Raw genomic sequence first — 23,053 nt, forward strand, 5'->3', positions numbered from 1 at the left:
TGCCGCTGGTCGTCCTGCCGTCCGACCTCTGGCGCGTCGCCCTGACGTTCGGCGCGCCGGTGGCCCGGGTCGACGGCCCGACTCCCGGCCCGGCCGTCTACCGACTCGGACTCACCGCCCTCGCCGAGCTGCTCGATCGCGTACCACCGCCGCCGTACGGCCCGCGGGAAGGCCGCGGCAGGGGTCGTGTGAGACCGCTTCAAGCTCCCAGCGCCTCGCCCCCGGCCCCTACCGGTCGGCGGGCACGGGCTCGCCGGAGTACCGGTCCAGGCCCGCTTTCCAGCGTCGCTGCTGCTCCAGCCAGTGCACGTAACGCGGTGCGTCACCGAGCCGGACGCTGATCGGGTAGGGGTCGAACTCGTCCAGGAGCAGCTTGCGGAGGAACTCGGCCATGCCGCAGGGGAACAGGGTGAAGTCCTCGCGGGTGTGGCGACCGCAGACCAGGACGGGCCACCGGTCGGGGTCGGGGTCGGTCGTCAGCCAGCAGAGGATGTCCGCGCCGGAGGTGACGCCCCAGGCGAGGATGTGCTCCGGGTCGATGTCGAGGCCTTCCTGGCCGTGCAGCATCTCCCAGGTGTGACGGGCGTTCTCGGTCTCCTCCTCGAAGGTGCCGGGATCCCACTGGGGGTACTCCTTCGGCAGCGGCATGAGGACGCTCACCTCCCCCACCGTCCCGAACGTGCCGGCGCCCCAGAGGGACATGAAGGCCGTGCAGTCCCGCGGGAGTCGCGTGCCCCACCGTTCTTCCGCGGCCGTCCAGTCGATCTCCTCGTCGCTGCCGAGATCCGCCGGAAGGACCTCGGCCGGCAATGCGATGTCCGTCGCGTCCTCCACGGCAGCCCCTTCGATCCGATGAGATCGCCGAGCCTACGAGAACGCACCGACAACCGCGCGACGGAGCCGGTCGGCGCCCGGGGGTCATGCGGTTTTCCGTGGCAGCGGGAGACCAGGGCCTGTCCGGAAAGCCCCCTAGGCCGGTGCGTCCGCGGCGGGCCGGGCACGCCGTGCGCGGTTCCGCAGGTGGACGACGAGCGGGAGGGCCGATGCGATCAGCGCCATCACGGCGGCGCCGACCCAGTGCCGCGTCTCCTGGCCGATGAGCAGGCACGAGACGGCACCGAAGCAGGCGCCCGCGGCCGGGACCAGGGCCGCGTGCCGGCCGGCGGGCGTATCGGTGAGGGAGGCCACGCCGAGGTAGGCGACGATGAAGCCGGCGAACAGGGCGAACGTGTACCACTCCCCGCCGTCGGGTAGGGCGTAGCCCCTGCGGGTTCGCTCCAGCCCCAGGTCGACCGCCCCGGCGACCGCCCAGAAGAACGCGCTGGAGGCCACCACGCCGAGAGCGACGCGCCACGCCGTGTTCGTCATGCCGGGATCGTACGGGCGGGAGGCGGAATTCGGCCAGGACGGTGTTCCGATCCGCCGTGGGCGCGGGCGCGAGAACGCCGGCACGCGGCCGGCCGCCGCCCGGCCCTCATGGTCGGCAGCCGCCCGGTTCTCACGGCCGGTGGCTGCGCGGTTCTCACGGCCGGCGGCTGCCGCGGATGTAGTTGTCGCTCGCCGTGGGCGGGGAGTTGTGGGCGCCGAGGCCGAAGGAGACCCGGTCGGCCTGGGCCTGGCGGAGGGCCTGCTGTTCCCGGAGCACGCCGTCGACCGTGTCCGCCCGGCCGCCGCCCCTGCGGAGCAGGGTGATGGTCAACAGCGCCCCGACGCAGCCCAGTACGCCGAAAAGGATCAGTAGAGCGGTCATGGTGTTCCCCCGTCGTCTTCCGCAGGGTAACCCGGAGATCGCGGGCGGAACAGGGCTTCGCGAGCCGCACGCGGCGGTCCCGCCGTCCGTCAGCTCAGGAGCGTCGGTGTCGCCGCGGCGAGGACCGTCGCGATGCGGTCCCAGGCCTGCTCGTCGCGCGGAGCCGGGGGCAGTTGCGCTCCGGTGCCCGTGCCCCAGGCGGTGGCCAGGGCCACCGGGTCGGAGCCGGTGACGGCGCCCGCGGCGAGGGCCGCGGCGCCGAGGGCGACGAGTTCGGTGGCGGCGGGGACGATCAGGGAGCGCCCGGAGAGCCTGCGGACGGTCTCGGTCCAGGCCCGGCCTCGCGCGCCGCCGCCGACGAGGCGCAGCGGGCGGTCCCGTACGCCGGGGGCGGCGGGGTCGAGGCCGCAGGCGGCGAGGAGTTCGTCGAGGGCGCGCAGCACGGTGAAGGCCGCGCCCTCGTAGGCGGCGCCGAGGACGGCCCTGGGGTCGGTGTCGTGCCGGAGGCCGGTGACGAGCCCGGCGGCGTGCGGGAGGTCGGGGGTGCGTTCGCCGTCGAGGTACGGGAGGACGACGACGTCGCCGCCGGGGGCGGCGTCCTCGCGGTCGAGGCCGAGGAGCGTGGCGAACCGGTCGACGGCGAGGGTGCAGTTGAGGGTGCAGCCGAGCGGCAGGTACGTGCCGTCGGTGGCGGCGAAGCCGGCGAGGCCGGGGGCGACGGGGCGGGTGCGGGTCGCGGCGAAGACGGTGCCGGAGGTGCCGAGGCTGACGACGGGGTGGTCGAGCAGGCCCGCGCCGCCGAGCCCGAGTCCGACGGCGGCGGCCATGTTGTCGCCGGTCCCGGCGGCGACGGCGACCGTGCGGGGCAGGCCGAGCGCTTCGGCGGCGGCGGCGGTGAGGGTGCCGACGCGGGTGGCGCCGGACGGGGCGACGGTCGGCAGCAGGGCCGGGTCAAGGCCGACGAGGTCGAGGACGTCGGGGTCGTAGGCGCGGGTGGCGGTGCCGTACCAGCAGGTGCCGGAGGCGTCCCCGGGGTCGGTGACGGCGGATCCGGAGAGGCGTTCGGTGAGGTGGTCGTGCGGAAGGCGGACGCCGGCCGTCGCGGCGGCGTGGTGCGGCTCGTGCTCGCGGAGCCACTGCCATTTGGCCGCGGTCATGGAGGCGACCGGGACGGAGCCGGTCCGCGCCGGCCAGGACGCCGGGCCGCCGAGGCGGGCGGCGAGGGCGGCCGCCTGGGGGGCGGAGCGCGTGTCGTTCCAGAGCAGCGCGGGGCGGAGGGGGCGGCCGTCGGGGCCGAGGGCGACGAGGCCGTGCTGCTGGCCGGCGACGGCGATGCCGGTGACGGCCGCCGCCGGGACGTCCGCGTCGCGCACCGCCGCGCGGACGGCCGTGACGAGGGCGGTCCACCACTCCCCGGGGTCGCTCTCGCGCGCCCCGGCGGAGCCGGTGACGGTGTGCGGTGCGCGGCCGAGGGCGAGGAGCTCGCCGGTGTCGGCGTCGACGGCGGCGGCCTTGGCGGACTGCGTGGAGCTGTCCACGCCGATCACCACGGAGCGGCGGCTCATGGGCATGTCCTCACCTTGTCTCTCGGCTGTCGGGGCTGGCGTCCGGGCGCCCCGTCCCGTATTAGTTATCTCAGAAAACAAATCTGGCTGCCAGTAGCAGGGAGACGCCATGACCGACTTCTCGCCCACCCCCGGGGACCGCTTCACCTTCGGCCTGTGGACCGTCGGCTGGCAGGGCCGCGATCCCTTCGGCGAGGCGACCCGCCCCGCCCTCGACCCCGTGGAGGCCGTCGAGCGGCTCGCCGCCCTCGGTGCGTACGGCATCACCTTCCACGACGACGACCTGATCCCCTTCGGGACGCCGGACGCCGAGCGCGACGCGATCGTCAAGCGCTTCCGGGGCGCCCTGGACCGCACCGGGCTCGCGGTGCCCATGGCGACCACGAACCTCTTCACGCACCCCGTCTTCAAGGACGGCGCCTTCACCGCCAACGACCGGGACGTGCGCCGGTTCGCCCTGCGCAAGACCCTCCGCAACATCGATCTGGCCGTCGAGCTCGGCGCCACCACCTACGTCGCCTGGGGCGGCCGGGAGGGCGCCGAGTCCGGCGCGGCGAAGGACGTCCGGGTCGCGCTCGACCGGATGAAGGAGGCCTTCGACCTGCTCGGCCAGTACGTCACCGAGCAGGGCTACGACCTGCGCTTCGCGATCGAGCCCAAGCCGAACGAGCCGCGCGGCGACATCCTGCTGCCCACGATCGGGCACGCCCTCGCCTTCATCGAGCGGCTGGAGCGCCCCGAGCTCGTCGGCGTGAACCCGGAGACCGGACACGAGCAGATGGCCGGGCTGAACTTCCCGCACGGCATCGCGCAGGCGCTGTGGGCCGGCAAGCTGTTCCACATCGACCTGAACGGCCAGTCGGGCATCAAGTACGACCAGGACTTCCGCTTCGGCGCGGGCGACCTGCGGCAGGCGTTCTGGCTGGTGGACCTGCTGGAGACGGCCGGTTACGCGGGCCCGCGCCACTTCGACTTCAAGCCGGTCCGCACCGACGGCTTCGACGGGGTGTGGGAGTCCGCGAAGAACTGCATGCGGAACTACCTGATCCTCAAGGACCGCGCGGCGGCCTTCCGTGCCGACCCGGACGTCGTGGCGGCGCTCGCCGCCTCCCGGCTGCCCGAGCTGGCCGTCCCCACGGCCGCCGACGGTCTCGCGGCGCTGCTGGCCGATCCCACCGCGTACGAGACGTTCGACCCGGACGCGGCCGCGGAGCGCTCGATGGCCTTCGAGCACCTGGACCAGCTGGCCATGGAGCACCTGCTCGGCGTGCGCTGAGGACCGTACGGGCGGTCAGCGGCCGGGGAGCGTCGAGCGGCGGACGACCGGTTCCGGCCGGAGCACCACGTGCTCGTGCCGGTGGTCGGCCGCCTGCTCGCCGGTCTCCTCCAGGAGCGGCTCGGCGGCCTCCGCCCCGAGGGTCGGCGCCGGCTGCCGTACGGAGGTCAGGGGTACGGCCGCGGTCGCGGCGAGCGCGAGCAGGGCGCCCTCGCGCGGGTGCGCCCGGTGGGCGGTGGAGGCCGTGACGCGCTGCGCGGACGCGGCCCCTGCGACACTACGTACCGCAGGGCGACGGCGCCGCCTGGGACAGGGCCGCCGCCCGACCCGAACCGTCCCCGAGGAAGCCGTGATGCGTGTCGCCCTCTTCGTCACCTGCGTCAACGACGCCGTCTTCCCGTCGACGGGCGTGGCCACGGTCCGGCTCCTCGAACGGCTCGGCGTGGCGGTCGACTTCCCGGCGGCCCAGTCCTGCTGCGGACAGCCGCAGTTCAACACCGGCTACCGCGCGCAGACCGAGCCGCTCGTACGGCGCACGGTGCGGGCCTTCGAGGGCTACGACCACGTCGTGACCCCGTCGGGCTCGTGCGCGGCGATGGTCCGCCGCCACTACCCGTCGTTCGGTACGGAGGCGGGGGCCCTGGCGCCTCGCGTGTACGAGCTGACGGAGTTCCTGGTGGACGTGCTCGGCGTGACGGACGTGGGCGCGTACTTCCCGCACCGGGTGACGTACCACCCGTCCTGTCACGGCCTGCGGCTCCTCGGGCTCGGGGAGCGGCCGCGGCGGCTCCTGGAGGCGGTGAAGGGCCTGGAGCTGGTGGAGCTGCCGGGCGCGGAGGAGTGCTGCGGCTTCGGCGGCACGTTCGCGGTGAAGAACCCGGACGTCTCGGCGGCGATGGGCGCCGACAAGATCAAGAACGCGCTGTCCACGGGCGCGGAGGTCCTGTGCGGCGCGGACAACTCCTGTCTGCTGCACGTGGGCGGCATGCTGAGGCGGCAGGAGGCGCCGCTGCGGGCGCTGCACCTGGCGGAGATCCTGGCGAGCACGGAAGAGGAGCCCTGGGCATGAGCGGGACCTATCTGGGGATGCCGGCCTTCCCGGAGGCGGCGCGGGAGGCCGTCCGTGACGAGCGGCTGCGCGCCAACCTCCGGCACGCGACCCACACCATCCGGGACAAGCGGGCGCGGGCGGTGGCCGAGCTGGACGACTGGGCCGCGCTGCGCGAGGCCGGCAGGCGCGTCAAGGACGAGACGCTCCGCCACCTCGACGCGCACCTCCTCCGGTTGGAGGAGTCGGTGACGGCGGCGGGCGGCACGGTGCACTGGGCGGCGGACGCGGCCGAGGCCAACCGGATCGTCACAGAGCTGGTGAAGGCGACCGGCGAAAGCGAGGTCGTCAAGGTCAAGTCGATGGCCACCCAGGAGATCGGGCTCAACGAGCACCTGGAGGCCGAGGGGATCCGCGCCTACGAGACCGACCTCGCCGAGCTGATCGTGCAGCTCGGCGAGGACCGCCCCTCGCACATCCTGGTCCCGGCGATCCACCGCAACCGCGGCGAGATCCGGGACGTCTTCCGCGAGAAGATGGCGAGTTGGGGCCGCCCGGCACCGGAGGGACTGAGCGACGCCCCGGCCGAGTTGGCGGAGGCGGCCCGGCTGCACCTGCGGGAGAAGTTCCTGCGGGCGAAGGTCGGGATCTCGGGGGCGAACTTCATGGTCGCCGAGACCGGCACCCTCGTCGTCGTCGAGTCCGAGGGCAACGGCCGCATGTGCCTGACCCTGCCCGAGACCCTCATCTCCGTCGTCGGCATCGAGAAGGTCGTCCCCACCTGGCGGGACCTGGAGGTCTTCCTCCAGACGCTCCCCCGCTCCTCGACGGCCGAGCGGATGAACCCGTACACGAGCATGTGGACCGGCACCACCGACGGAGACGGACCGAGCGCCTTCCACCTGGTGCTCCTCGACAACGGCCGCACCGACGTCCTCGCCGACGAGGTGGGGCGTCAGGCGCTGCGCTGCATCCGCTGCTCGGCCTGCCTCAACGTCTGCCCGGTGTACGAGCGGGCCGGCGGTCACGCGTACGGCTCGGTCTACCCCGGCCCGATCGGCGCGATCCTCACCCCGCAGCTGCGGGGCACCGCGAGCGAGGTCGACGCCTCGCTGCCCTACGCCTCCTCGCTGTGCGGCGCCTGCTACGAGGTGTGCCCGGTCGCCATCGACATGCCCGAGGTGCTCGTGCGCCTGCGGGAGAAGGTCGCCGGGGAGGGCGGCAAGGGCCACCGCCTGGAGAGGGCCGCGATCAAGGCCTCCACATGGGTCCTGGACCACCCCGGCGTGCTCGGGGCCGGGGAGCGCCTCGCGTCCGCCACCCGCAAGCTGCACCCGAGGAAGCTGCCCGGGCCCGTCGCCGGCCGGTGGACGGAGAGCCGCGACCTGCCCGAGATGCCCGCCGAACCGTTCCGCGACTGGTGGAGGAGGAACCGGACGTGACCGACCTGCCCGTGCGGAACCCCGCGAGGAGGAACCGGACGTGACCGATTCCCGCGCACGGATCCTCGCCCGGATCCGTACAGCCGTCGCGGACGCGCCCGAGGCCGCGCCCGTCGTCCGCGACTACCGGACCCGCCACGTCCCGGACGACCCGGCCCGGCTCCTCGACCTGCTCCACGAGAACCTCGCCGACTACCGGGCCCGTGTGCACCGCACCGGACCGGACGGCGTCGCCGGCCTGGTCGCCCGGTTGCTCCGGGAGCGCGGCGCGCGCAGTGTCGTCGTGCCGCCCGGGCTGCCCGAGGAGTGGCTCGCCACGACCGAGGCCGTGCGGCGGCCCGACGGGCCACGGCTGGGCCCGTGCGAACTGGACGGCACGGACGCCGTGGTGACGGGGTGCGCGGTGGCGATCGCCGAGACGGGCACGATCGTCCTGGACGGCGGTCCGGGCCAGGGCCGCCGGGCGCTGACGCTCGTCCCCGATCTGCACCTCTGCGTGGTGCGGGCCCCGGAGCAGGTGGTGGCCTCGGTGCCGCTCGCGCTCCCCCGGCTCGCCCCGGGGCGTCCGCTGACCTGGATCTCCGGGCCGTCCGCGACGAGCGACATCGAGCTCGACCGGGTGGAGGGCATCCACGGGCCGCGCACCCTGGAGGTCCTCCTGGTGACGGGCGGCTGACACGCGGAAGCAGCCGGGCCCGGGGGCGTCCGGCTGCTTCACCCCGGGGCGGCGTCAGGTCGACTCGCGGCGGACGAGCTCCGTCGGCAGGATGACCGTCGCCGGGTCCTCGCCCGCTATCCGTGCCAGGAGCGTCCGGACCATCTCGGTGCTGATGCGGTCCCAGGGCTGGCGGATGGTGGTGAGGGAGGGGCGGGAGGAGAGGGCCGCCGGGGAGTCGTCGAAGCCGCCGACGGCGATGTCCTCGGGGACCCGCCTGCCCGCGCGGTCGAGCGCGTCGAGGACGCCCTGCGCCATCAGGTCGGAGGCGACGAAGACGGCGTCGATGTCCGGGGCGCGCTCCAGGAGGACGCGGGCGGCGTCCTCGCCGCTGGCCCGGCTGTAGTCACCGGTGGCGATCAGCGTCTCGTCGACGGGCAGGCCGTGTTCGGCGAGCGTCTCGCGGTAGCCGGCGAGGCGTTCCACCCCGCCGGGGGTGTCGAGCGGTCCGGTGACGGTGGCGATGCGGCGCCGCCCGGTCGCGTACAGGTGGCGCACCATGTCGCGGGCGCCGTCCCGGTCGTCGGCGGCGACGTAGCCGATCTTGGCGGTCTGGCCGAGGGGCTTGCCGCAGGCGACGACGGGGACGCCGGCCTCGTGCAGCCGGGCCACCACGGGATCGCCGGAGTGGCTGGAGACGAGGAGGACGCCGTCGACGTGGCCGGCCTCGATGTAGCGGAGGTTGCGGCGGCGTTCGTCCTCGGTGCCCGCGATCATCAGGAGGAGCGGGATGTCCTGGGCGGCGAGGGCCTGGGTGCAGGCCCTGAGGAGGACGTTGAAGTTGGGGTCCTCGAAGAAGCGCTCCTGCGGTTCGGTCAGGAGGAAGGCGACCGAGTCGGACTTGCCGGTGATCAGCGAGCGGGCGTGCCGGTTGACGACGTATCCCGTTCTTCGGATCGCGGCGTCGACGGCCGCCTTCGCGGTCGGGCTGACGTAGTGGCCGCCGTTGAGGACGCGGGAGACGGTGCCGCGCGAGACTCCGGCCTCGCGGGCCACGTCGTGGATGGTCGCCGGGCGGCGCCTGCTCGCTGCTGCGCTCATGCTGTGTGTTTCCCCTCGATCCCCTGTGGTCAGGACTTTACGGCGCCGGAGAGCAGGTCGAGGCTCCAGAAGCGCTGGATGACCAGGAACAGGGCGATGAGCGGGACGACGGCGAGGAAGGCTCCGGTGATGACGAGGGTGTAGAGGGAGGGCTGGCTGGCGCCCTGCTTGAGGAGGGTGAACAGGCCGACGGTCATGGGGAACTTCTCGTCGTCGCCGAGCATGATGAAGGGCAGCAGGAAGTTGTTCCAGATGGCGACGAACTGGAAGAGGAAGATCGTCACCAGGCCCGGGGCCATCATGGGGACGGCGATCCGCAGGAAGATCCGCCATTCGCCCGCGCCGTCCATGCGGCCCGCCTCGACGAGTTCCATCGGGATGGCGGCCTCGGCGTAGATCCGGCCGAGGTAGACGCCGTACGGGGAGAGGACCAGCGGCAGCAGCACGGAGGCGTACGTGTCCGTGAGGTCGGCCTCGGCCATGATCAGGTACTGCGGGATGGCGAGGATGACCGGGGGCATGAGGACGCCGGTGAGGATGACGTTGAAGAAGGGCTCGCGGCCGCGGAAGCGGTAGACCGCGAAGGCGTAGCCGGCGAAGGCGGAGACCACGGTGGACAGGACGGCGCCGAGGCCCGCGTAGAAGACGGAGTTGCCCATCCATCGCCAGTAGATGCCCTCGCGGTACGTGTCGAGGTCGGCGAGGTTGTCGGCGAAGCCGTCGCCGGGCAGGAAGGTGAAGGTGGAGAAGAGGTCCTGGCCCGACTTGGTGGCGGCGACCACGACCCAGGCGACGGGGAGCAGGCAGTAGAGCGCCCCGAGGACGAGCGCGGCGGTGGGGAGCAGGGCCGTGCGGCGGGGGCGGGGCGGGCCCTGGGAGGTGCCGGGGGTGGTGCCGGCGGCCGGGGCGGACGCGCGGAGCGGCGGGGAGGCGAGCCCGGTCATCGGCCTGCTCCTTGTGCGGTGCGGCGGTTGGAGGCCCTCAGGAGGGTGAAGGAGAGCGCGAAGGTGGCGAGGGCGAGCACCACGGCGGTGGCCGAGGCGGCGTGGATGTTCCCGCCGGTGAAGGCGTCGCCGTAGACCTTCATGAGGGGGCTCCAGGTGGAGGGGATGCCGTTGGTGAGCGGCTTGAGCGTCATGGGCTCGTTGAAGACCTGGAGGGTGGCGATGATCGAGAAGAAGAAGGTGAGCACCAGGGAGGGCGCCACCATCGGGATCTTGATGCGGAGCGCGATCTGCAGCTCCGAGCAGCCGTCGAGCTTGGCCGCCTCGTGCACCTCGGCGGGCAGGGAGCGCAGCGCGGTGTAGATGACGATCATGTTGAAGCCGGTGCCGCCCCAGACGGCGATGTTCGCCATCGACAGGTAGAGGAGTCCGCCGTCCATGAGGTCGGGCCGCGGGAGTCCGAGGGCGTCGAGGAGGTGGAGGAAGGGACTGACGTCGGGGAGGTAGAGGAAGCCCCAGAGGAGCGCCGCGATGACGCCGGGCACGGCGTACGGCAGGAAGATCGCGAGGCGGGCGAAGGAACGGGCGCGGACGCGCTCGGTGTCGAGCAGGAGCGCGAAGAGCAGGGCGAGGCCGAGCATGACGGGGACGACGATCGCGCCGTAGCCGAGGACGCGCAGGGCGCTGTGGAGGAACTCGGAGTCGGTGAGGGCGGCGGTGTAGTTCTCCAGGCCGGCCCAGACCTCGCTCCTGGCTCCCTTGCCGAGGCCGAGGCCCTTGATCTCGACCTTGTGGAAGCTGAGCCAGACGGCGTAGCCGATGGGCAGGGCGAAGAAGAGGGCGAAGAGGACGGCGGCGGGGAGGAGGAAGAGGTAGGGGGCGCTTCGCGCTCGTTTGGGGGTGGTGGTGGGCGACGGGAGGTCGTACGGGGCCGCTTCGGCCCCGTACGACCGGCGCACGCCCTGGCGGGGCCGCGTCACTTGGCGACTCCGAAGCCCTGCTTCTCCAGGTCCGCGACGGTGGTGTTCCGGACGGCGGTCAGGGCGGTGCCGAAGCCGGACCTGGCCTTGGCGGCCTTGCCGAACTCGTCCTTGAAGGAGGTGTAGGCGACGTTCACGTTGGGGCCCCAGGCGGCCGGCGCGGTGGTCTTCGCGATCTCGGCGGCGCGGGTGTAGAAGTCGGGCTGGTTGGCGAAGTAGGCGGGGGCCTCGGCGAGGGCGCCGCTGGTCTGGGCGGCGGTGGCGGCGGGGTAGATGCCGCTCTCCTTGACGAGGGCGGCGAGGGCCTTCGGGTCGGTGTTCAGCCAGACGGCGAACTTCGCGGCGGCCTCCTTGTGCTTCGAGTCGGAGGTGACGGCGGTGGAGGAACCGCCCCAGCTGCCGGTGGAGTTCCCGTCCTCGGTCCACTGCGGGAGCGGGGCCATGGCCCACTTGCCCTTGCCGTCGGGGGCGGCGGTGGTGAGGGTGCCGGGGGCCCAGACGGCGCTGACCCAGGCGAGCTGCTCGCCGGTGTTCATGGCCTTGTTCCAGGCGGGGGTGTACATCGGCTGGTTGTCGATGGCGCCCTCGGCGACCAGGCCGCCCCAGAAGTCGGCGACCTTCTTGGTGGCGGCGTCGTCGATGCCGACCTTCCACTTCTCGCCCTCGAAGGTCCACCACTTGGCGCCGGCCTGCTGGGAGAGGCCGGCGAAGAGGCCGGCGTCGTTGGCGGAGAAGGTGGTCAGGGACTTGCCGGGGGCCTTCTTCTTCAGGGTGCGGGCGGTGGCGGCGAACTCGTCCCAGGTGGTGGGGACGGAGAGGCCGTACTGCTCGAAGAGGTCCTCGCGGTAGAAGAACATCAGCGGCCCGGAGTCCTGCGGCAGGGCGTAGACGGCCTCGCCGCCGAAGGTGGTCTGCTGCCAGATGCCGGGTGCGAAGGCGTTCTTGACGTCCTCGGGGACCTCGGCGGCCACGTCGGCCAGGGAGTCGTTGCTGACGAGGGTGGGGAGGGCCTGGTACTCGGCCTGGACGAGGTCCGGTCCCTTGTGCGCCTTGGTCGCGGTGATGACCTTGGTGACGAGGTCGTCGCCGGAAGCCTGCTTCTGCACGGTGACCTTGATGTCGGGGTGCTCGGCGTTCCAGAGGGCGGCGACCTTGTCCATGCCGGGTGCCCAGGCCCAGTAGGTGAGCGAGACGGGGCCGGAGCCGGCGCCCGCCTCGTCGTCGGAGCCGGAGGAGCCGCAGGCGGAGAGTGCGGTGGCGCCGAGCAGGACGGCGGTGGCGGCGGCGAGACCGCGGCGCGTGATGTGAGGCATGGGGTGCTTCTCCCTGACCGAAAAAGGGGCCTCTCCCTGGAGCGGGGTGGCCGGTCATGCATCTGTGAGCGTTCACAGTAGAGAAACGTTCCAGACACTTGTCAATGGTTGTTCGTGTGCGGTTATGTTGCGTTGCCGCATCGAGATCGAGTGTGTGCACGTTCCCAGGTAGCCCAGAGCTTCCGTCTTCCGAGGTTTCAGGAGAGACTCATGCCGCAGACCACTCCGAAGGGCCTGCACCGGCTCGCGTTCGGCGGGGACTACAACCCCGAGCAGTGGCCGGAAAGCATCTGGCAGGAGGACGTCCGGCTGATGCGGGAGGCCGGCGTCACCATGGTGAGCGTCGGGATCTTCTCCTGGGCCCTCCTCGAACCCGAGCCGGGCCGCTACGACTTCGGCTGGCTCGACCGGCTCCTCGACCTGCTCCACGAGAACGGCGTCCGCGTCGACCTGGGCACCCCCACCGTGGCGCCGCCCGCCTGGTTCTACCGCGCCCACCCCGAGGCCCTGCCCGTCACCGCCGAGGGCGTCCGCTTCTCCTACGGCTCACGCGGGGCGATCTGCCACGGCAACGGCGACTACCGCGCGGCCGCCGCCGGCATCACCACCCGGCTGGCCCGCCGCTACGGCAGCCACCCGGCGCTCGCCCTGTGGCACGTCCACAACGAGTACGGCGTCCCCGTCAGCGCCTGCTACTGCGACAACTGCGCCGCCCGCTTCCGCCGCTGGCTCCACGAGACGTACGGCTCGGTCGACGCCGTCAACGAGGCCTGGGGCACCGCCTTCTGGGGCCAGCGCTACGGCTCGTACGAGGAGATCGACCCGCCCCGCGTCACCCCCACCGTCGGCAACCCGGCCCAGCAGCTCGACTACCGCCGCTTCGCCGACGCCACCATCCGGGAGAACTTCCGGGCGGAACGGGACGTCCTGCACGAGCTCGCCCCCGGCATCCCCGTCACCACCAACTTCATGACCGCGCTCAGCCAGTGCGACTCCCTCGACTACTGGGCCTGGGGCCGCGAGGTCGACCTCGTCACCAACGACCACTACCTCATCACCGACGGCCGCCGCACCCACGTCAACCTCGCCATGGCCGCCGACCTCACCCGCTCCGTCGCCGGCGGCGCGCCCTGGCTGCTCCTGGAGCACTCCACCTCCGGCGTGAACTGGCAGCCCCGCAACCCCGCCAAGCGCCCCGGCGAGATGGCCCGCAACTCCCTCGCCCACGTCGCCCGCGGCTCCGAGGGCGCCATGTTCTTCCAGTGGCGCCAGTCCCGGCGCGGCGCCGAGAAGTTCCACTCCGCGATGGTCCCGCACGGCGGCACCGACACCCGGATCTGGCGGGAGGTCGTCGCCCTCGGCGCCGACGTGGAGGCCCTCGCCGAGATCCGCGGCACCCGGACCGTCCCGGACGTCGCCATGGTCTGGGACTGGCACTCCTGGTGGGCGCAGAGCCTGGAGTGGCGGCCGAGCGAGGCCCACGAGGCCCGCGAGCGCGCCGACGGCTTCTACGAGGCCCTCTACGACCGGCACCTCACCGTCGACTTCGCCCACCCCGAGTCCGACCTCTCGGCGTACCCGCTGGTCGTCGTCCCCGCGCTCTACCTCACCACCGAGGCCGCCGGAGACAACCTGCGGGAGTACGTCGAGAACGGCGGCACCCTCGTCGTCTCGTACTTCTCCGGGATCGTCGACGAGCACGACGCCGTCCACCCCGGCGCCCACCCGGGCGCCCTGCGCGAGGTCCTCGGCCTCACCGTGGACGAGTGGTCCCCGCTCCTGGACGACCAGCGGGTGACCGTCACCGGACCGGACGGCGCCACACTCACCGGCGACGTCTGGACGGAGTTCGTCCGGCCGCGCGGCGCGGAGACGGTGTGGACGTACGCGGACGGACCGGCCGCCGGCGGGCCCGCCGTCACCCGCCACCGGCTCGGCCGGGGCACCGCCTGGTACGTCTCCACCCGGCTCGACGCGGCCTCGCTCGACGCGATCCTCGCCGCCGCCTGCGAGGACGCCGGGGTCGCCCCGCGCACCGGACTCCCGCGCGACGTCGAGGTCGTGCACCGCGCCGGGGACGCCGGGCAGCGGTACGTCTTCGCGCTGAACCACTCCGCCGAGGACGCCGAGGTGCCGCTGGACGGCTCCGGCACGGAGCTCCTCCACGGCGATCCGGCGGACGGCAGGCTGACCGTCCCGGCCGGCGCCGTCAGGGTCGTACGCCTCGACGCCTGACCACACCTCCTCCGGGGCCCTCCGATCTCCCCGGGGGCGGCCCGCACCCGTTGCGCCGCCCCCGGGCGAGCCGTGCCACCGCACCACCCGCAAGGAACCGCCCCGCACCACTTCCCCGTCCGTCACCGTCGAAGGGACTCGACGATGCGCACCACCAGAAGCCGCTTCCGCCTGCGGGCCCCGTCGCTCGCCGCCGTGCTCGGCGCGGGCCTGTTGCTCGCCCCGCTCCCGGCGCACGAGGCCGCCGCCGCGAGCACCCTCGCCAATGCCGGTTTCGAGGCCGGCGGCACCGGGACCGCCACCCCCTCCGGCTGGTCCACCTACTCCGCCGCCGGCCAGGACGCCGCCTCCTTCACCGAGGCCGGGGGCCACAGCGGCAGCTTCCGCCTCACCCACTGGTCCTCCGCCGCGTACAAGGTGGAGACCTACCAGTACCTCTCCGGTCTCACCGACGGCGACTACACGCTCAGCGCCTGGGTCCGCTCCGGCGGCGGGCAGAACTCCGCCTACCTCGCCCTGCGCAACTGCGGCTCCGCCGAGCAGCGCACCGACCTCCCGGTGACGTCGAGCGGCTGGATACGGATCGTCACCCCGGTCAAGGTCGTCGGCGGGGCCTGCACGATCAGCGTCAACTCCGACGCCAAGGCGGGCAACTGGATCAACGTCGACGACCTGACGTTCGCCTCGGGCACGAGCGGTCTGACGGTCAGGGGCGTCGACCTGTCCGCGCTGAAGAAGAGCGAGGACCTCGGCGGGACGTACAGGTCGAGCGCGGGCACCACCGGTGACGCGGTGGCGCTGCTCAAGGGGGCGGGCGCGAACTACGGCCGCCTCAAGGTGTGGGTGAACCCGGCCGACGGCTACAACGACAAGGCCCGCGTCCTGGCCACCGCGCAGAGGATCAAGGCGCAGGGCATGAAGCTGCTCGTCGACTTCCACTACTCGGACATCTGGGCCGACCCGGGGGCCCAGACGAAGCCGGCGGCCTGGTCGGGGCACTCGTACACCCAGCTGAAGACCGATGTCCACGACCACACGTACGACGTGCTCAACGCCCTCAAGGCGCAGGGCACCGCGGCCGACATGGTGCAGATCGGCAACGAGATCAACACCGGCATGCTGTGGCCCGAGGGCTCCACGAGCAACTGGACCCAGCTGGCCGGGCTGCTGAAGTCCGGGATCTCCGCCGCCAAGGAGGTCAGTTCGAGCACCCGGATCGCACTGCACCTCGCCAACGGCGGCGACAACGCCCTGTACCGCACCTGGTTCGACAACGCGGCGGCGCAGGGCGTGAGTTACGACGTGATCGCGCTGTCCTTCTACGGCTACTGGCACGGCGCCCTGCCCTCGCTCCAGGCCAACCTGGACGACATCTCGGCCCGTTACGGCAAGAAGGTGATGGTCGCGGAGACCGCGTACCCGTTCCGGCTGGACAGCGAGGACAGCCACGAGAACATCATCGACCTGCCGAGCGAGCTCGTCTCCGGCTACCCGGCGAGCAGCGCCGGCCAGTCGGCGTGGCTGCGTGACGTGATGAACGTCGTCGAGGCGGTGCCGAACGGCCGCGGCCTGGGCGTCATCTACTGGGAGCCGGCGTGGACCGCCGTCGCGGGCAACGGCTGGGACCCGGCCGACTCCTCGTCCGGCAACGGCTGGGAGAACCAGGCCCTGTTCGACTACGACGGCAAGCTGCTCCCGGCGGCGGGCCGGCTGGCCCACCGCTGACCGACCCGTACAGCCGACGGAACACCGGGGCGGACTCCTGAAGGAGCCCGCCCCTTCGGCGTGGCCGCTACCACTCGGCCGGCGAGCCGTCGTCCCGGCGCCGGGCCGGGTTGCGCCAGCGGTGCCCCACCTCGGCGGCCCGTCCGACCGCCTTCGCGTCGACCTCGATCCCGAGGCCCGGGCCGGCCGGCAGGGCCACGTGACCGTCCTCGTACCGGAAGACCGAGGGGTCGACGAGGTAGTCGAGCAGGTCGGACGGCCGCCCGCGCCTCGGCGGGGGCGGTGCCCCTGCGCGCCGGTGTCGGAGCGGGGATCGCGATCGGCGGCCGGCTCTACCGGGGCTTCACCGACAGCGCCGGCGAGTGGGGCCACACCTGCCTCGCCGTCGACGGCCGGCTGTGCACCTGCGGCAACCGGGACTGCGTCGAGGCGTACGTCAGCACCCGGGGGATCGCGCAGACCCGGCGCGAGCTCGCCCCGGGCGACGCGCGGGCGGCGGGGACGGACGACGCGGCGACGGTCGCCGCCCTGGCCCGCGCGGTGGCGGAGCGGGACCCGGTGGCCGAGGCCGTCGTCGACCGGACCGCGCGTCACCCGGGGGCGGCGGTCGCCAATCTGCTGAACCTGCTGAACCCCCGCGCGCTCGTCCTCGGCAACCAGGTCGTGGACCTGCTCGGCGAGCGACTGCTGAGCGCCACGTACGAGGCGGTCACCCGGCACGTCCTGCCGCTGCCGCACCGGGCGGCGGCCCTGCGGCGCAGCGCGGTGCCGCACAACGCGGTCACGCGGGGCACGGCCGCCTTCGCCCTGGAGGGCTTCCTCGACGACCGGGAGGTCTTCGGGCCGGTCAGCCGCATGCGCCGGCCGCGCGGGCGCCGGGACGCGGGACGCGCGGACGCCGACGCGAGCGCGTGACGCGTGCCCGACTCAGCGTCCCGCCCGATGGCCCAGGCGTGCCGAGAGTTCGCCGGCGCCCCTGACCGCGAGGGCGGTGAGTTCGTTCTCCCGCTCCTCGCTCCAGCGGTGCACCGGCACGGAGACGGACAGCGCCGCGACGACCCGGCCGGAGCGGTCCCGTACGGGTGCGGCGACACAGCTGACGTCGGGGTTGGACTCCTGCTGCTCGACGGCGACCCCGAGGACCCGGATCTCCGCGAGGGCGGCCCGCAGCGCGTCCGGGTCGGTGAGGCTCCTGGGCGTCATGGCGACGAGTTCGCGCCCTTCGAGGCGCTCGTCGAGCTCGTCCTCGGGGAGCGTGGCGAGCAGCATCTTGCCGACGGCCGTGCAGTGGGCGGGGAGCCGGCGACCGACCGCCGAGACCATCCGCACCGCGTGACTGGAGTCCACCTTGGCGATGTAGATGACGTCGGTGTCCTCCAGGAGGGCGACGTGGACGGTCTCGCCGCAGGTGTCGGCCACCTCGCGGGCCACCTCCCGGCCCTCGGCCGCGAGGTCGAGCTGCTCCGCGTACCGGCTGCCGAGCTGGTACGTGCGGACGCCGAGCCGGTAGCGGCCGGGCTGTTCCGGCACGGGGGCGAGGTAGTTGCGGGCGGTCAGGGTGGTGACCAGCTCGTGGGTGGTGGTGCGCGGCAGCCGGAGCCTGCGGGTGATCTCGGGGGCGGACAGCGTGCCGTCGCCCTCGAGGAAGAGCTCCAGTATGTCGAATGCCCTGGTCACCGCGGGTACGAGTCGTCCCATGGCCCCCCACCTCACGCTCGCACTGTTCGATATTCCGCACCACGACCGAAATCGCGGACAGAGAGTAGCGTGGGCGCGCTTCCGTCGACACCCCCGTGGGCCGCTCCCCACGGTCACGCCGCCACTCGCCGGACCGCGTCCGGCCTTCCGAACGGAGCAAGCACCGTGCGCATCACGGGAATCACCACTCATGCCGTCGGCACGCCCCGGCGCAACCTCACGTACGTCCTGGTCCACACGGACGAGGGGCTGACCGGCGTCGGCGAGACCCGCACGCTCGGCCACACCGACGCCCTGGTCGGGTATCTCCGCGAGGCGGAGGCGAACCACATCGCGGGCTCCGACCCGTTCGCCGTGGAGGACCTCGTCCGGCGCATGAGGTACGGGGACTTCGGACGGGCCGGCGAGATCGTCATGTCCGGGATCGCCGTGGTGGAGACGGCCTGCTGGGGCATCAAGGGCAAGGCGCTCGGCGTGCCCGTCCGGCAGCTGCTCGGCGGGAAGGTGACCGACCGGGTCAAGGCGTACGCCAACGGCCGGTACACCACCGAGCGCACCCCGGAGGTCTATCACGCGGCGGCCCGCGCGTGTCCCGTACCGCGTCCGCCACCCCGGGCAGAGGACCCCGATGGCCACGCGACCGGCACCCCGACGTCCCGGCAGCAGGGTCCGTCGGCCCGCTTCCCGGCAGCCGGCGCCTGGCGGCCCTTCACCACCAGCCGAGTGCGCGGCCCTTCACCGCTCGTCGGGCGCGCGGCCCTTCAGTCCGCCCGCGGCGGCTCGGCGAGCAGGTCGTCGACGAGGGTGAGGCGCGTCTCGGGGAAGTACTCCGCGATCGCCTCGCGCATCATCGCCTCGCCCTCCGGATCGGGGGTCCCGCACCTCTCCCGCGTCTCACGGTCGGGCCATCGGGCGTACGCCACCCAGGTGCCGTCGTCCGCCCGGTGGAGCCGGGAGCCGTAGCTGCCGCACTCCCGGTGGATCGCCACGGTCACCCGGTGCCAGCCGTCGACGAGCAGTTGCTCCTTGCCCGGACTCACCCGCCACCGGTACACCACCGCGAACATCTCTCCGCCTCCCTCGTCCTGGCCGACGGCCCGCGCCGCCCCCGGGAAGGAGAGAACTATACCGATCGGTTCACTGTCAAGACTGAACGGTTCAGGAAACAGGGGAGTCCGCCTTTCGTCGAAGCGCTTCGGCATCGCGCCGCCCCCGCTCCGGACACCTCGACTTCCCCGCGTCACGGTCGTCCCGGGTCGCCGAAGCGATCACTCGACGGGTCGCGTCGAGGCGATTCACATGGACGCACCACCGTCCTGGCCGCGGGGAGAACGGCCCGTCGTACACGTCGTTCGCCTACGACGAGCAGTCCGGCGCGGTCATCGTGGACCGCACGAAGGCCGCGGGCGACGTGGTGACCCCTGCGGATCCGGTGGAGGGAGGCGAACTCCTCTACAGTTCCTGCGACTTCGCCGACCGGGTGACGGAGGCCGCCGTGACGGTGGCGGGCGGGGGCGCGGTCGAGCCGGCCCCCGGCGACGGCACCCTCCTGGCCCGGATCGAGGTCGCGTGGCCCGGATCGAGGTCGCGCCGGCGGGTGGCCCGTACGCCTACCGCACGCTCGGCGCCCTGCTGCACCTCCAGGACGTGACGGACCTCCGGGTCCGGCCGCACGGGCCCGTACGCCTCGCGCACATCGCCTTCGCGGGCTGAACGGTCCGCCGCCGGGGGCCCGGCACCGGTTCGTTCCCGGGGCGGGCCCCGATGACGAGGCATGCGCACCCCGCATGGCGGGCCTGCGGGATCCTCGCTTGTCGCAACCCTCGCGATCGCTCACGCTGGGACGCATGACCACAGCGCACCCGAGCGCGGCGGACGCCGCCGTGCTGGCACCCCTCCACGCCTACATGCGCGGCCACGCCACCGGCGACCCGGCCCACTTCCGCGCCGCTTTCCTGCCCGGCGCCCACGTCGAGGGCATCCGGGACGGCGCGTTCGTCTCGTGGACCCTGGACGAGTACTGCGCGCTCTTCCCCGGCCGGCCGGCCCCGGACGAGCCGGACCGGTCCCGCGTCATCGACGCCGTCGAGGTCCACGGAACGGTCGCCACCGCGACGATGACGCTCCACCACGGGACGGACACCTTCACCGACGTGTTCCTGCTGCTCCGGGTGGACGGCGGCTGGCTCATCGCCAACAAGGCCTACCACCGGCACTCCTGAGCTCAGGCCCCGTCCGCCCAGACGCCGTCCCGCATGATGTGGCGCCCCGCGATCTCGGGCTCCTCGATCCAGGCCTCCACCGCCACCGGCCCGACCCGGAACCAGACGTAGGCGGGGCCGGACTTCCGGGGGTCCCAGCCGCACTTCGCGGCGAAGGCCTCGATCGCCGCCACCGGTACGTCGTCGCTCGGGTGGGTCGTGACCTCGCCGTCCATGAGGACGACGTCCCGGGTGTCTCCGAGCGCGAGCCGGGCACGGCCCCCGGCGGCGAGGTTCCGCCCGGTGGGGTTGGTCCGCCGGGTGCACAGCCAGACGGCCTCGCCGTCCCAGAGGAAGGCCAGCGGCACGAGATACGGCCGTCCGTCTCCGTCGGCCGAGGCCACCCAGATGTCCACCTCCTTCTCGAGCCGCGCCAGCACGTCCTTCTTCCGCTGCGCGGTGTCGCGCAGCGTCCCCTTGTTCTCGGTCATGCGGGCGACCCTACTCGGGCGGTGGGGAGGAGCAGCAGGACGACGGCGACGAGGGCCGCACTCACCCAGAGCGGGCCCCGGTCCCCGGCCGCCGTGCCGAGGGCGAGCCCGGCGAGGAGCGGGCCGAGGACGGCGCCGGTGTTGAGCGCGGCCGTCGCGTAGGCACCGGCCAGGGTGGGGGCTCCGTCGGCCTCGTGCATGACCCGGGTGATCAGGGTGGCGCCCACCGCGAACGACAGCGTGCCGAGGACGAACACGAGGACGAGAACGGCGGCCGGCCACGCGGCGAACAGGGCCAGTGCCGGCCAGCCCACGAGCAGCAGCGGTGCACCGGCGGACAGTACGGGGCCGGGCCGCCGGTCGGCGAGCCGTCCGGCGATGCCCACCCCGGCGAAGGATCCGGCGCCGAAGAGCACCAGGACGACGGGGACCCACACCGCGCCGAGCCGGGCCGTGCCGGTCACGAGGGGCGCGAGGAAGGTGAAGCTGCCGAAGGTGGCGGCGTTCACCAGGGCGCCGAGCAGCATCACCAGGAGCAGGCGCGGGCGCCTCAGCCGCGCGAGCTCCGCCCGCAGCGCCGGTCGCACCGCCCGCTCCCCGTCCGGGACGGGGAGGCCGCGCAGGACGCCGAGGACGGCGGGCAGACAGAGGACGGCGACGGCCCAGAAGGCGGCCCGCCACCCGAGGAGCGCCCCGAGCAGCGCGCCGCCGGGAACGCCGGCGATCGTGGCCACGGTCGTGCCGGACAGCAGGACGGCAAGCGCGCGGCCCTTCCGCTCCGGCGGGACGAGCGCGGCGGCGGTCGTCAGGGCGACGGCGAGGAACCCGGCGTTCGCGAGGGCGGCGGCGACACGGGTGGCGAGGAGCACCGGGAAGCTCGTGGTGGTGGCCGCGAGGACGTGGGCGGCCAGGAACACGAGGACGAGGCCGGGGAGTCCGGACCGGCCGGACCGGCCACGGGCGAGTACGGCCGTCAGCGGGGCGCCGACGACCATCCCGGCGGCGAAGGCCGCGGTGAGCAGTCCGGCGGTCCCGACCGGGACGCCGAGTTCCGCGGCGATGTCCGGCAGCAGGCCGGCGAGCATGAACTCGGAGGTGCCCATGGCGAAGACGGCCAGGGCGAGCAGGTACAGGGGAAGGGGCAGGGGGCGGCGTTGGGCCTGGGGCTGGGGCACGGATGGCTCCGGGGTGGGCGAGAACGGTGGACGTCGTCTCGTCACCGCCGCCGGCCCGGGTGCCGCCCTCCCGTGCGCGGGCGTGCGCGACCGGCCGCGCGGTCGCGGCAGCAGGTCGGTGATGTCACCGGCTCAGGGGAGAACGGACTCAGGGGCTGACGGCACGTGACCGAAAGCCCCCCGCTCTGGACGCCTCGGGGCTCGCCATACGGGGCAGGCTAGCGGCCCGGTACGCCGCCCGCACCGGTTTCCCGCCCGCCGACGCCTCAGGCGCCGGGCCGCTGCTCCTTGAGCGAGTCGACGAAGGCGGTGAAGGCGGCGGCGGAGACGGCGAAGGTCGGGCCGCCCGGAACCTTCGAGTCGCGGACGGGGACGGTGCCGAGGGTGGGGACGAGGTTGTGGGCGACTTCGACGCAGTCAGCGCCACCGTTGCCGCTGAAGGAAGACTTGAACCAGAGGGGAGACTCGTTGGTCACAGCATGCCCTTTCGCACTTCCTTGATCATGGTCACGGAGCCGGCTTGCGAGAGCGATTCCGCCGCGAGCTGATGATAGGCCGTGAGCATGGACGATACGGCTCCGTTTTCCCGCTCCAAATGGCCTTTGGACTGCGATTCGGCATAGGAGATCACGGACCTGTCAGGCAAGGTCAGCAGGTAGAGAGGAAGATCGAGCGGGCGCCTCTCCCCTATGGCGAACGGCGCCACCTGGACGACGGTGTTTGGGTGCTCCGCGAACTCCACGAGCCGGTCGAGCTGCGCAGCCATGACGCCGGGGCCGCCTACGGGGCGACGGAGACAGCTCTCGTCCATCACGACGAAGAGCATCGGGGGCCTCCCTTGCTCCAGGATCTTCTGGCGCTCCATCAGGTACGCCATTCGCTCTGCGGCCTGGTCCGCCGTAGCGGCCCCACGCGAGACGAAGCTATCCGTCACTGTCCGCGCGTACTCGGGCGTCTGAAGGAGCCCCGGGATGATCCCGATCGTGAACAGGCGGATCTCAACGGCCTTGCGCTCTTGGGCGACGTATTCAGGGAAGCCCTCCAGCAGCACACCGTGCCGCACTTGCCGACACTCGCGATCGAACGACTGACCTGTTCCCACCAGTCCGAACGACTCGTCAATAGCTCTCGAGAATCTGAGAGTTGCGGGTCGACTACCGATTTCGACGCCCGAAATATGCTTGCCGGAGTATCCCGTACGCGCGGCCAGCTCCTCCTGCGTCCAGCCCCGCTCCTCGCGTAACCTGCGCAGACGTGCCCCGTACGCGGCCATGGGTCCACTGTCCGGGTCAAGCCTCTTGCGATAGCCCACAGTTCTCCCCCAGAAAACCGAACGTTGAGGACTCTCCGACTGTAGGCCACGCCGAGTGCTCCAGGTAGTGGTTTCACTACGGAGAGGAGCGACCATGCCCGCATGCGACCACCCCGGCCCGGTCCCCGGCCTCGGGACGTTC

22 protein-coding genes and 3 pseudogenes are annotated in these 23,053 nt (G+C 72.9%); 10 read left to right on the forward strand and 15 right to left on the reverse strand.

Translation table 11 applies throughout. The annotated features are described in order from the left end of the window. Positions 1-228 precede the first annotated feature (228 nt). The 4 genes from K7G60_RS07485 to xylB all read right to left on the reverse strand — a co-directional run bounded on the left by K7G60_RS07485 (position 229) and on the right by xylB (position 3,315). Positions 229-834 carry an SMI1/KNR4 family protein gene (locus K7G60_RS07485; protein WP_225800006.1) on the reverse strand — a complete coding sequence of 202 codons (606 nt, stop codon included), beginning with the start codon at positions 832-834 and terminating at the stop codon, positions 229-231. A gap of 135 nt (positions 835-969) precedes the next feature. After that, the gene (locus K7G60_RS07490; RefSeq protein WP_225800007.1) at positions 970-1,368 is read right to left on the reverse strand and encodes a hypothetical protein; all 399 of its coding nucleotides are present in this window, start codon (positions 1,366-1,368) and stop codon (positions 970-972) included. A gap of 154 nt (positions 1,369-1,522) precedes the next feature. Further along, positions 1,523-1,750, reverse strand: a complete 228-nt coding sequence (locus K7G60_RS07495; RefSeq protein ID WP_225800008.1) for a hypothetical protein — start codon at positions 1,748-1,750, stop codon at positions 1,523-1,525. 89 nt (positions 1,751-1,839) lie between these two features. Next, positions 1,840-3,315: a xylulokinase gene (xylB, locus tag K7G60_RS07500; RefSeq protein ID WP_225800062.1), complete on the reverse strand. Its 1,476-nt coding sequence runs from the start codon at positions 3,313-3,315 to the stop codon at positions 1,840-1,842. Between the two features lie 109 nt (positions 3,316-3,424). Here xylB and xylA point away from each other — a divergent pair, with 109 nt between their 5' ends. Continuing rightward, complete coding sequence (xylA, locus tag K7G60_RS07505; RefSeq protein ID WP_225800009.1) at positions 3,425-4,591, forward strand: xylose isomerase; 1,167 nt, start codon at positions 3,425-3,427, stop codon at positions 4,589-4,591. Positions 4,592-4,606: 15 nt separating this feature from the next. Here xylA and K7G60_RS07510 read toward each other — a convergent pair. Next, positions 4,607-4,792 (reverse strand): annotated as a pseudogene (locus K7G60_RS07510) (substrate-binding domain-containing protein); the annotation flags it as partial. Between the two features lie 151 nt (positions 4,793-4,943). On the opposite strand from K7G60_RS07510, the gene K7G60_RS07515 reads away from it, so the two are divergent. Genes K7G60_RS07515 through K7G60_RS07525 form a run of 3 tightly spaced genes read left to right on the forward strand, consistent with a single transcriptional unit; the run spans position 4,944 to position 7,757 of the window. Beyond that, positions 4,944-5,660 (forward strand): (Fe-S)-binding protein, encoded by a 717-nt coding sequence (locus tag K7G60_RS07515; RefSeq protein ID WP_225800010.1) that lies wholly within the window; start codon positions 4,944-4,946, stop codon positions 5,658-5,660. Beyond that, positions 5,657-7,081: a LutB/LldF family L-lactate oxidation iron-sulfur protein gene (locus tag K7G60_RS07520; RefSeq protein ID WP_225800011.1), complete on the forward strand. Its 1,425-nt coding sequence runs from the start codon at positions 5,657-5,659 to the stop codon at positions 7,079-7,081. Before K7G60_RS07515 ends, K7G60_RS07520 begins: the two co-directional genes overlap by 4 nt. Positions 7,082-7,121: 40 nt before the next feature. Continuing rightward, a complete protein-coding gene (locus K7G60_RS07525; protein ID WP_225800012.1) occupies positions 7,122-7,757 on the forward strand; it encodes a lactate utilization protein C in 636 nt (211 codons plus the stop codon). 54 nt (positions 7,758-7,811) lie between these two features. Here K7G60_RS07525 and K7G60_RS07530 read toward each other — a convergent pair whose 3' ends face one another. From K7G60_RS07530 to K7G60_RS07545, 4 genes are read right to left on the reverse strand one after another with little or no spacing between them, the layout of a single operon-like run. After that, positions 7,812-8,837, reverse strand: coding sequence for a LacI family DNA-binding transcriptional regulator (locus tag K7G60_RS07530; protein WP_225800013.1), 1,026 nt, complete (start codon positions 8,835-8,837; stop codon positions 7,812-7,814). Positions 8,838-8,866: 29 nt separating this feature from the next. Beyond that, positions 8,867-9,781 (reverse strand): carbohydrate ABC transporter permease, encoded by a 915-nt coding sequence (locus tag K7G60_RS07535; RefSeq protein ID WP_225800014.1) that lies wholly within the window; start codon positions 9,779-9,781, stop codon positions 8,867-8,869. Then, a complete protein-coding gene (locus tag K7G60_RS07540; RefSeq protein WP_374115606.1) occupies positions 9,778-10,740 on the reverse strand; it encodes a carbohydrate ABC transporter permease in 963 nt (320 codons plus the stop codon). Before K7G60_RS07540 ends, K7G60_RS07535 begins: the two co-directional genes overlap by 4 nt. A 17-nt stretch (positions 10,741-10,757) precedes the next feature. Beyond that, the gene (locus K7G60_RS07545; RefSeq protein WP_225800016.1) at positions 10,758-12,074 is read right to left on the reverse strand and encodes an ABC transporter substrate-binding protein; all 1,317 of its coding nucleotides are present in this window, start codon (positions 12,072-12,074) and stop codon (positions 10,758-10,760) included. Positions 12,075-12,284: 210 nt separating this feature from the next. On the opposite strand from K7G60_RS07545, the gene K7G60_RS07550 reads away from it, so the two are divergent. Then, a complete protein-coding gene (locus K7G60_RS07550; RefSeq protein WP_225800017.1) occupies positions 12,285-14,309 on the forward strand; it encodes a beta-galactosidase in 2,025 nt (674 codons plus the stop codon). 144 nt (positions 14,310-14,453) lie between these two features. Further along, positions 14,454-16,034 (forward strand): arabinogalactan endo-1,4-beta-galactosidase, encoded by a 1,581-nt coding sequence (locus K7G60_RS07555; RefSeq protein WP_225800018.1) that lies wholly within the window; start codon positions 14,454-14,456, stop codon positions 16,032-16,034. A gap of 67 nt (positions 16,035-16,101) precedes the next feature. Here the strand turns inward: K7G60_RS07555 and K7G60_RS38795 are convergent, their stop codons facing one another. After that, on the reverse strand, positions 16,102-16,233 hold the full coding sequence (locus K7G60_RS38795; RefSeq protein ID WP_263985622.1) for a hypothetical protein: 132 nt from the start codon (positions 16,231-16,233) through the stop codon (positions 16,102-16,104). 83 nt (positions 16,234-16,316) lie between these two features. On the opposite strand from K7G60_RS38795, the gene K7G60_RS07560 reads away from it, so the two are divergent. Then, positions 16,317-16,949 carry an ROK family protein gene (locus tag K7G60_RS07560; protein WP_225800019.1) on the forward strand — a complete coding sequence of 211 codons (633 nt, stop codon included), beginning with the start codon at positions 16,317-16,319 and terminating at the stop codon, positions 16,947-16,949. Positions 16,950-16,961: 12 nt separating this feature from the next. Here the strand turns inward: K7G60_RS07560 and K7G60_RS07565 are convergent, their stop codons facing one another. Next, positions 16,962-17,732 carry an IclR family transcriptional regulator gene (locus K7G60_RS07565; RefSeq protein ID WP_225800020.1) on the reverse strand — a complete coding sequence of 257 codons (771 nt, stop codon included), beginning with the start codon at positions 17,730-17,732 and terminating at the stop codon, positions 16,962-16,964. Positions 17,733-17,897: 165 nt separating this feature from the next. Between K7G60_RS07565 and K7G60_RS07570 the strand changes: the two are divergent. From K7G60_RS07570 to K7G60_RS07585, 3 genes and pseudogenes are all read left to right on the forward strand, one after another. Then, positions 17,898-18,317: pseudogene (locus K7G60_RS07570) on the forward strand (mandelate racemase/muconate lactonizing enzyme family protein); the annotation flags it as partial. 984 nt (positions 18,318-19,301) lie between these two features. Continuing rightward, positions 19,302-19,445, forward strand: coding sequence for a hypothetical protein (locus tag K7G60_RS07580; protein WP_225800021.1), 144 nt, complete (start codon positions 19,302-19,304; stop codon positions 19,443-19,445). Between the two features lie 164 nt (positions 19,446-19,609). Beyond that, positions 19,610-19,954, forward strand: a pseudogene (locus tag K7G60_RS07585) (nuclear transport factor 2 family protein); the annotation flags it as partial. Positions 19,955-19,956: 2 nt separating this feature from the next. On the opposite strand, the gene K7G60_RS07590 reads toward K7G60_RS07585, so the two are convergent. From K7G60_RS07590 to K7G60_RS07605, 4 genes are all read right to left on the reverse strand, one after another. Further along, complete coding sequence (locus K7G60_RS07590) at positions 19,957-20,424, reverse strand: pyridoxamine 5'-phosphate oxidase family protein (protein WP_225800022.1); 468 nt, start codon at positions 20,422-20,424, stop codon at positions 19,957-19,959. Continuing rightward, positions 20,421-21,569, reverse strand: coding sequence for a Cmx/CmrA family chloramphenicol efflux MFS transporter (locus tag K7G60_RS07595; RefSeq protein ID WP_225800064.1), 1,149 nt, complete (start codon positions 21,567-21,569; stop codon positions 20,421-20,423). Before K7G60_RS07595 ends, K7G60_RS07590 begins: the two co-directional genes overlap by 4 nt. A 296-nt stretch (positions 21,570-21,865) precedes the next feature. Next, complete coding sequence (locus tag K7G60_RS07600) at positions 21,866-22,075, reverse strand: DUF397 domain-containing protein (protein WP_225800023.1); 210 nt, start codon at positions 22,073-22,075, stop codon at positions 21,866-21,868. Then, a complete protein-coding gene (locus K7G60_RS07605) occupies positions 22,072-22,872 on the reverse strand; it encodes a helix-turn-helix transcriptional regulator (RefSeq protein ID WP_225800024.1) in 801 nt (266 codons plus the stop codon). Before K7G60_RS07605 ends, K7G60_RS07600 begins: the two co-directional genes overlap by 4 nt. Positions 22,873-23,053 lie beyond the last annotated feature (181 nt).

Source organism: Streptomyces sp. NK15101, from assembly GCF_020400725.1.
GTDB lineage: Bacteria > Actinomycetota > Actinomycetes > Streptomycetales > Streptomycetaceae > Streptomyces.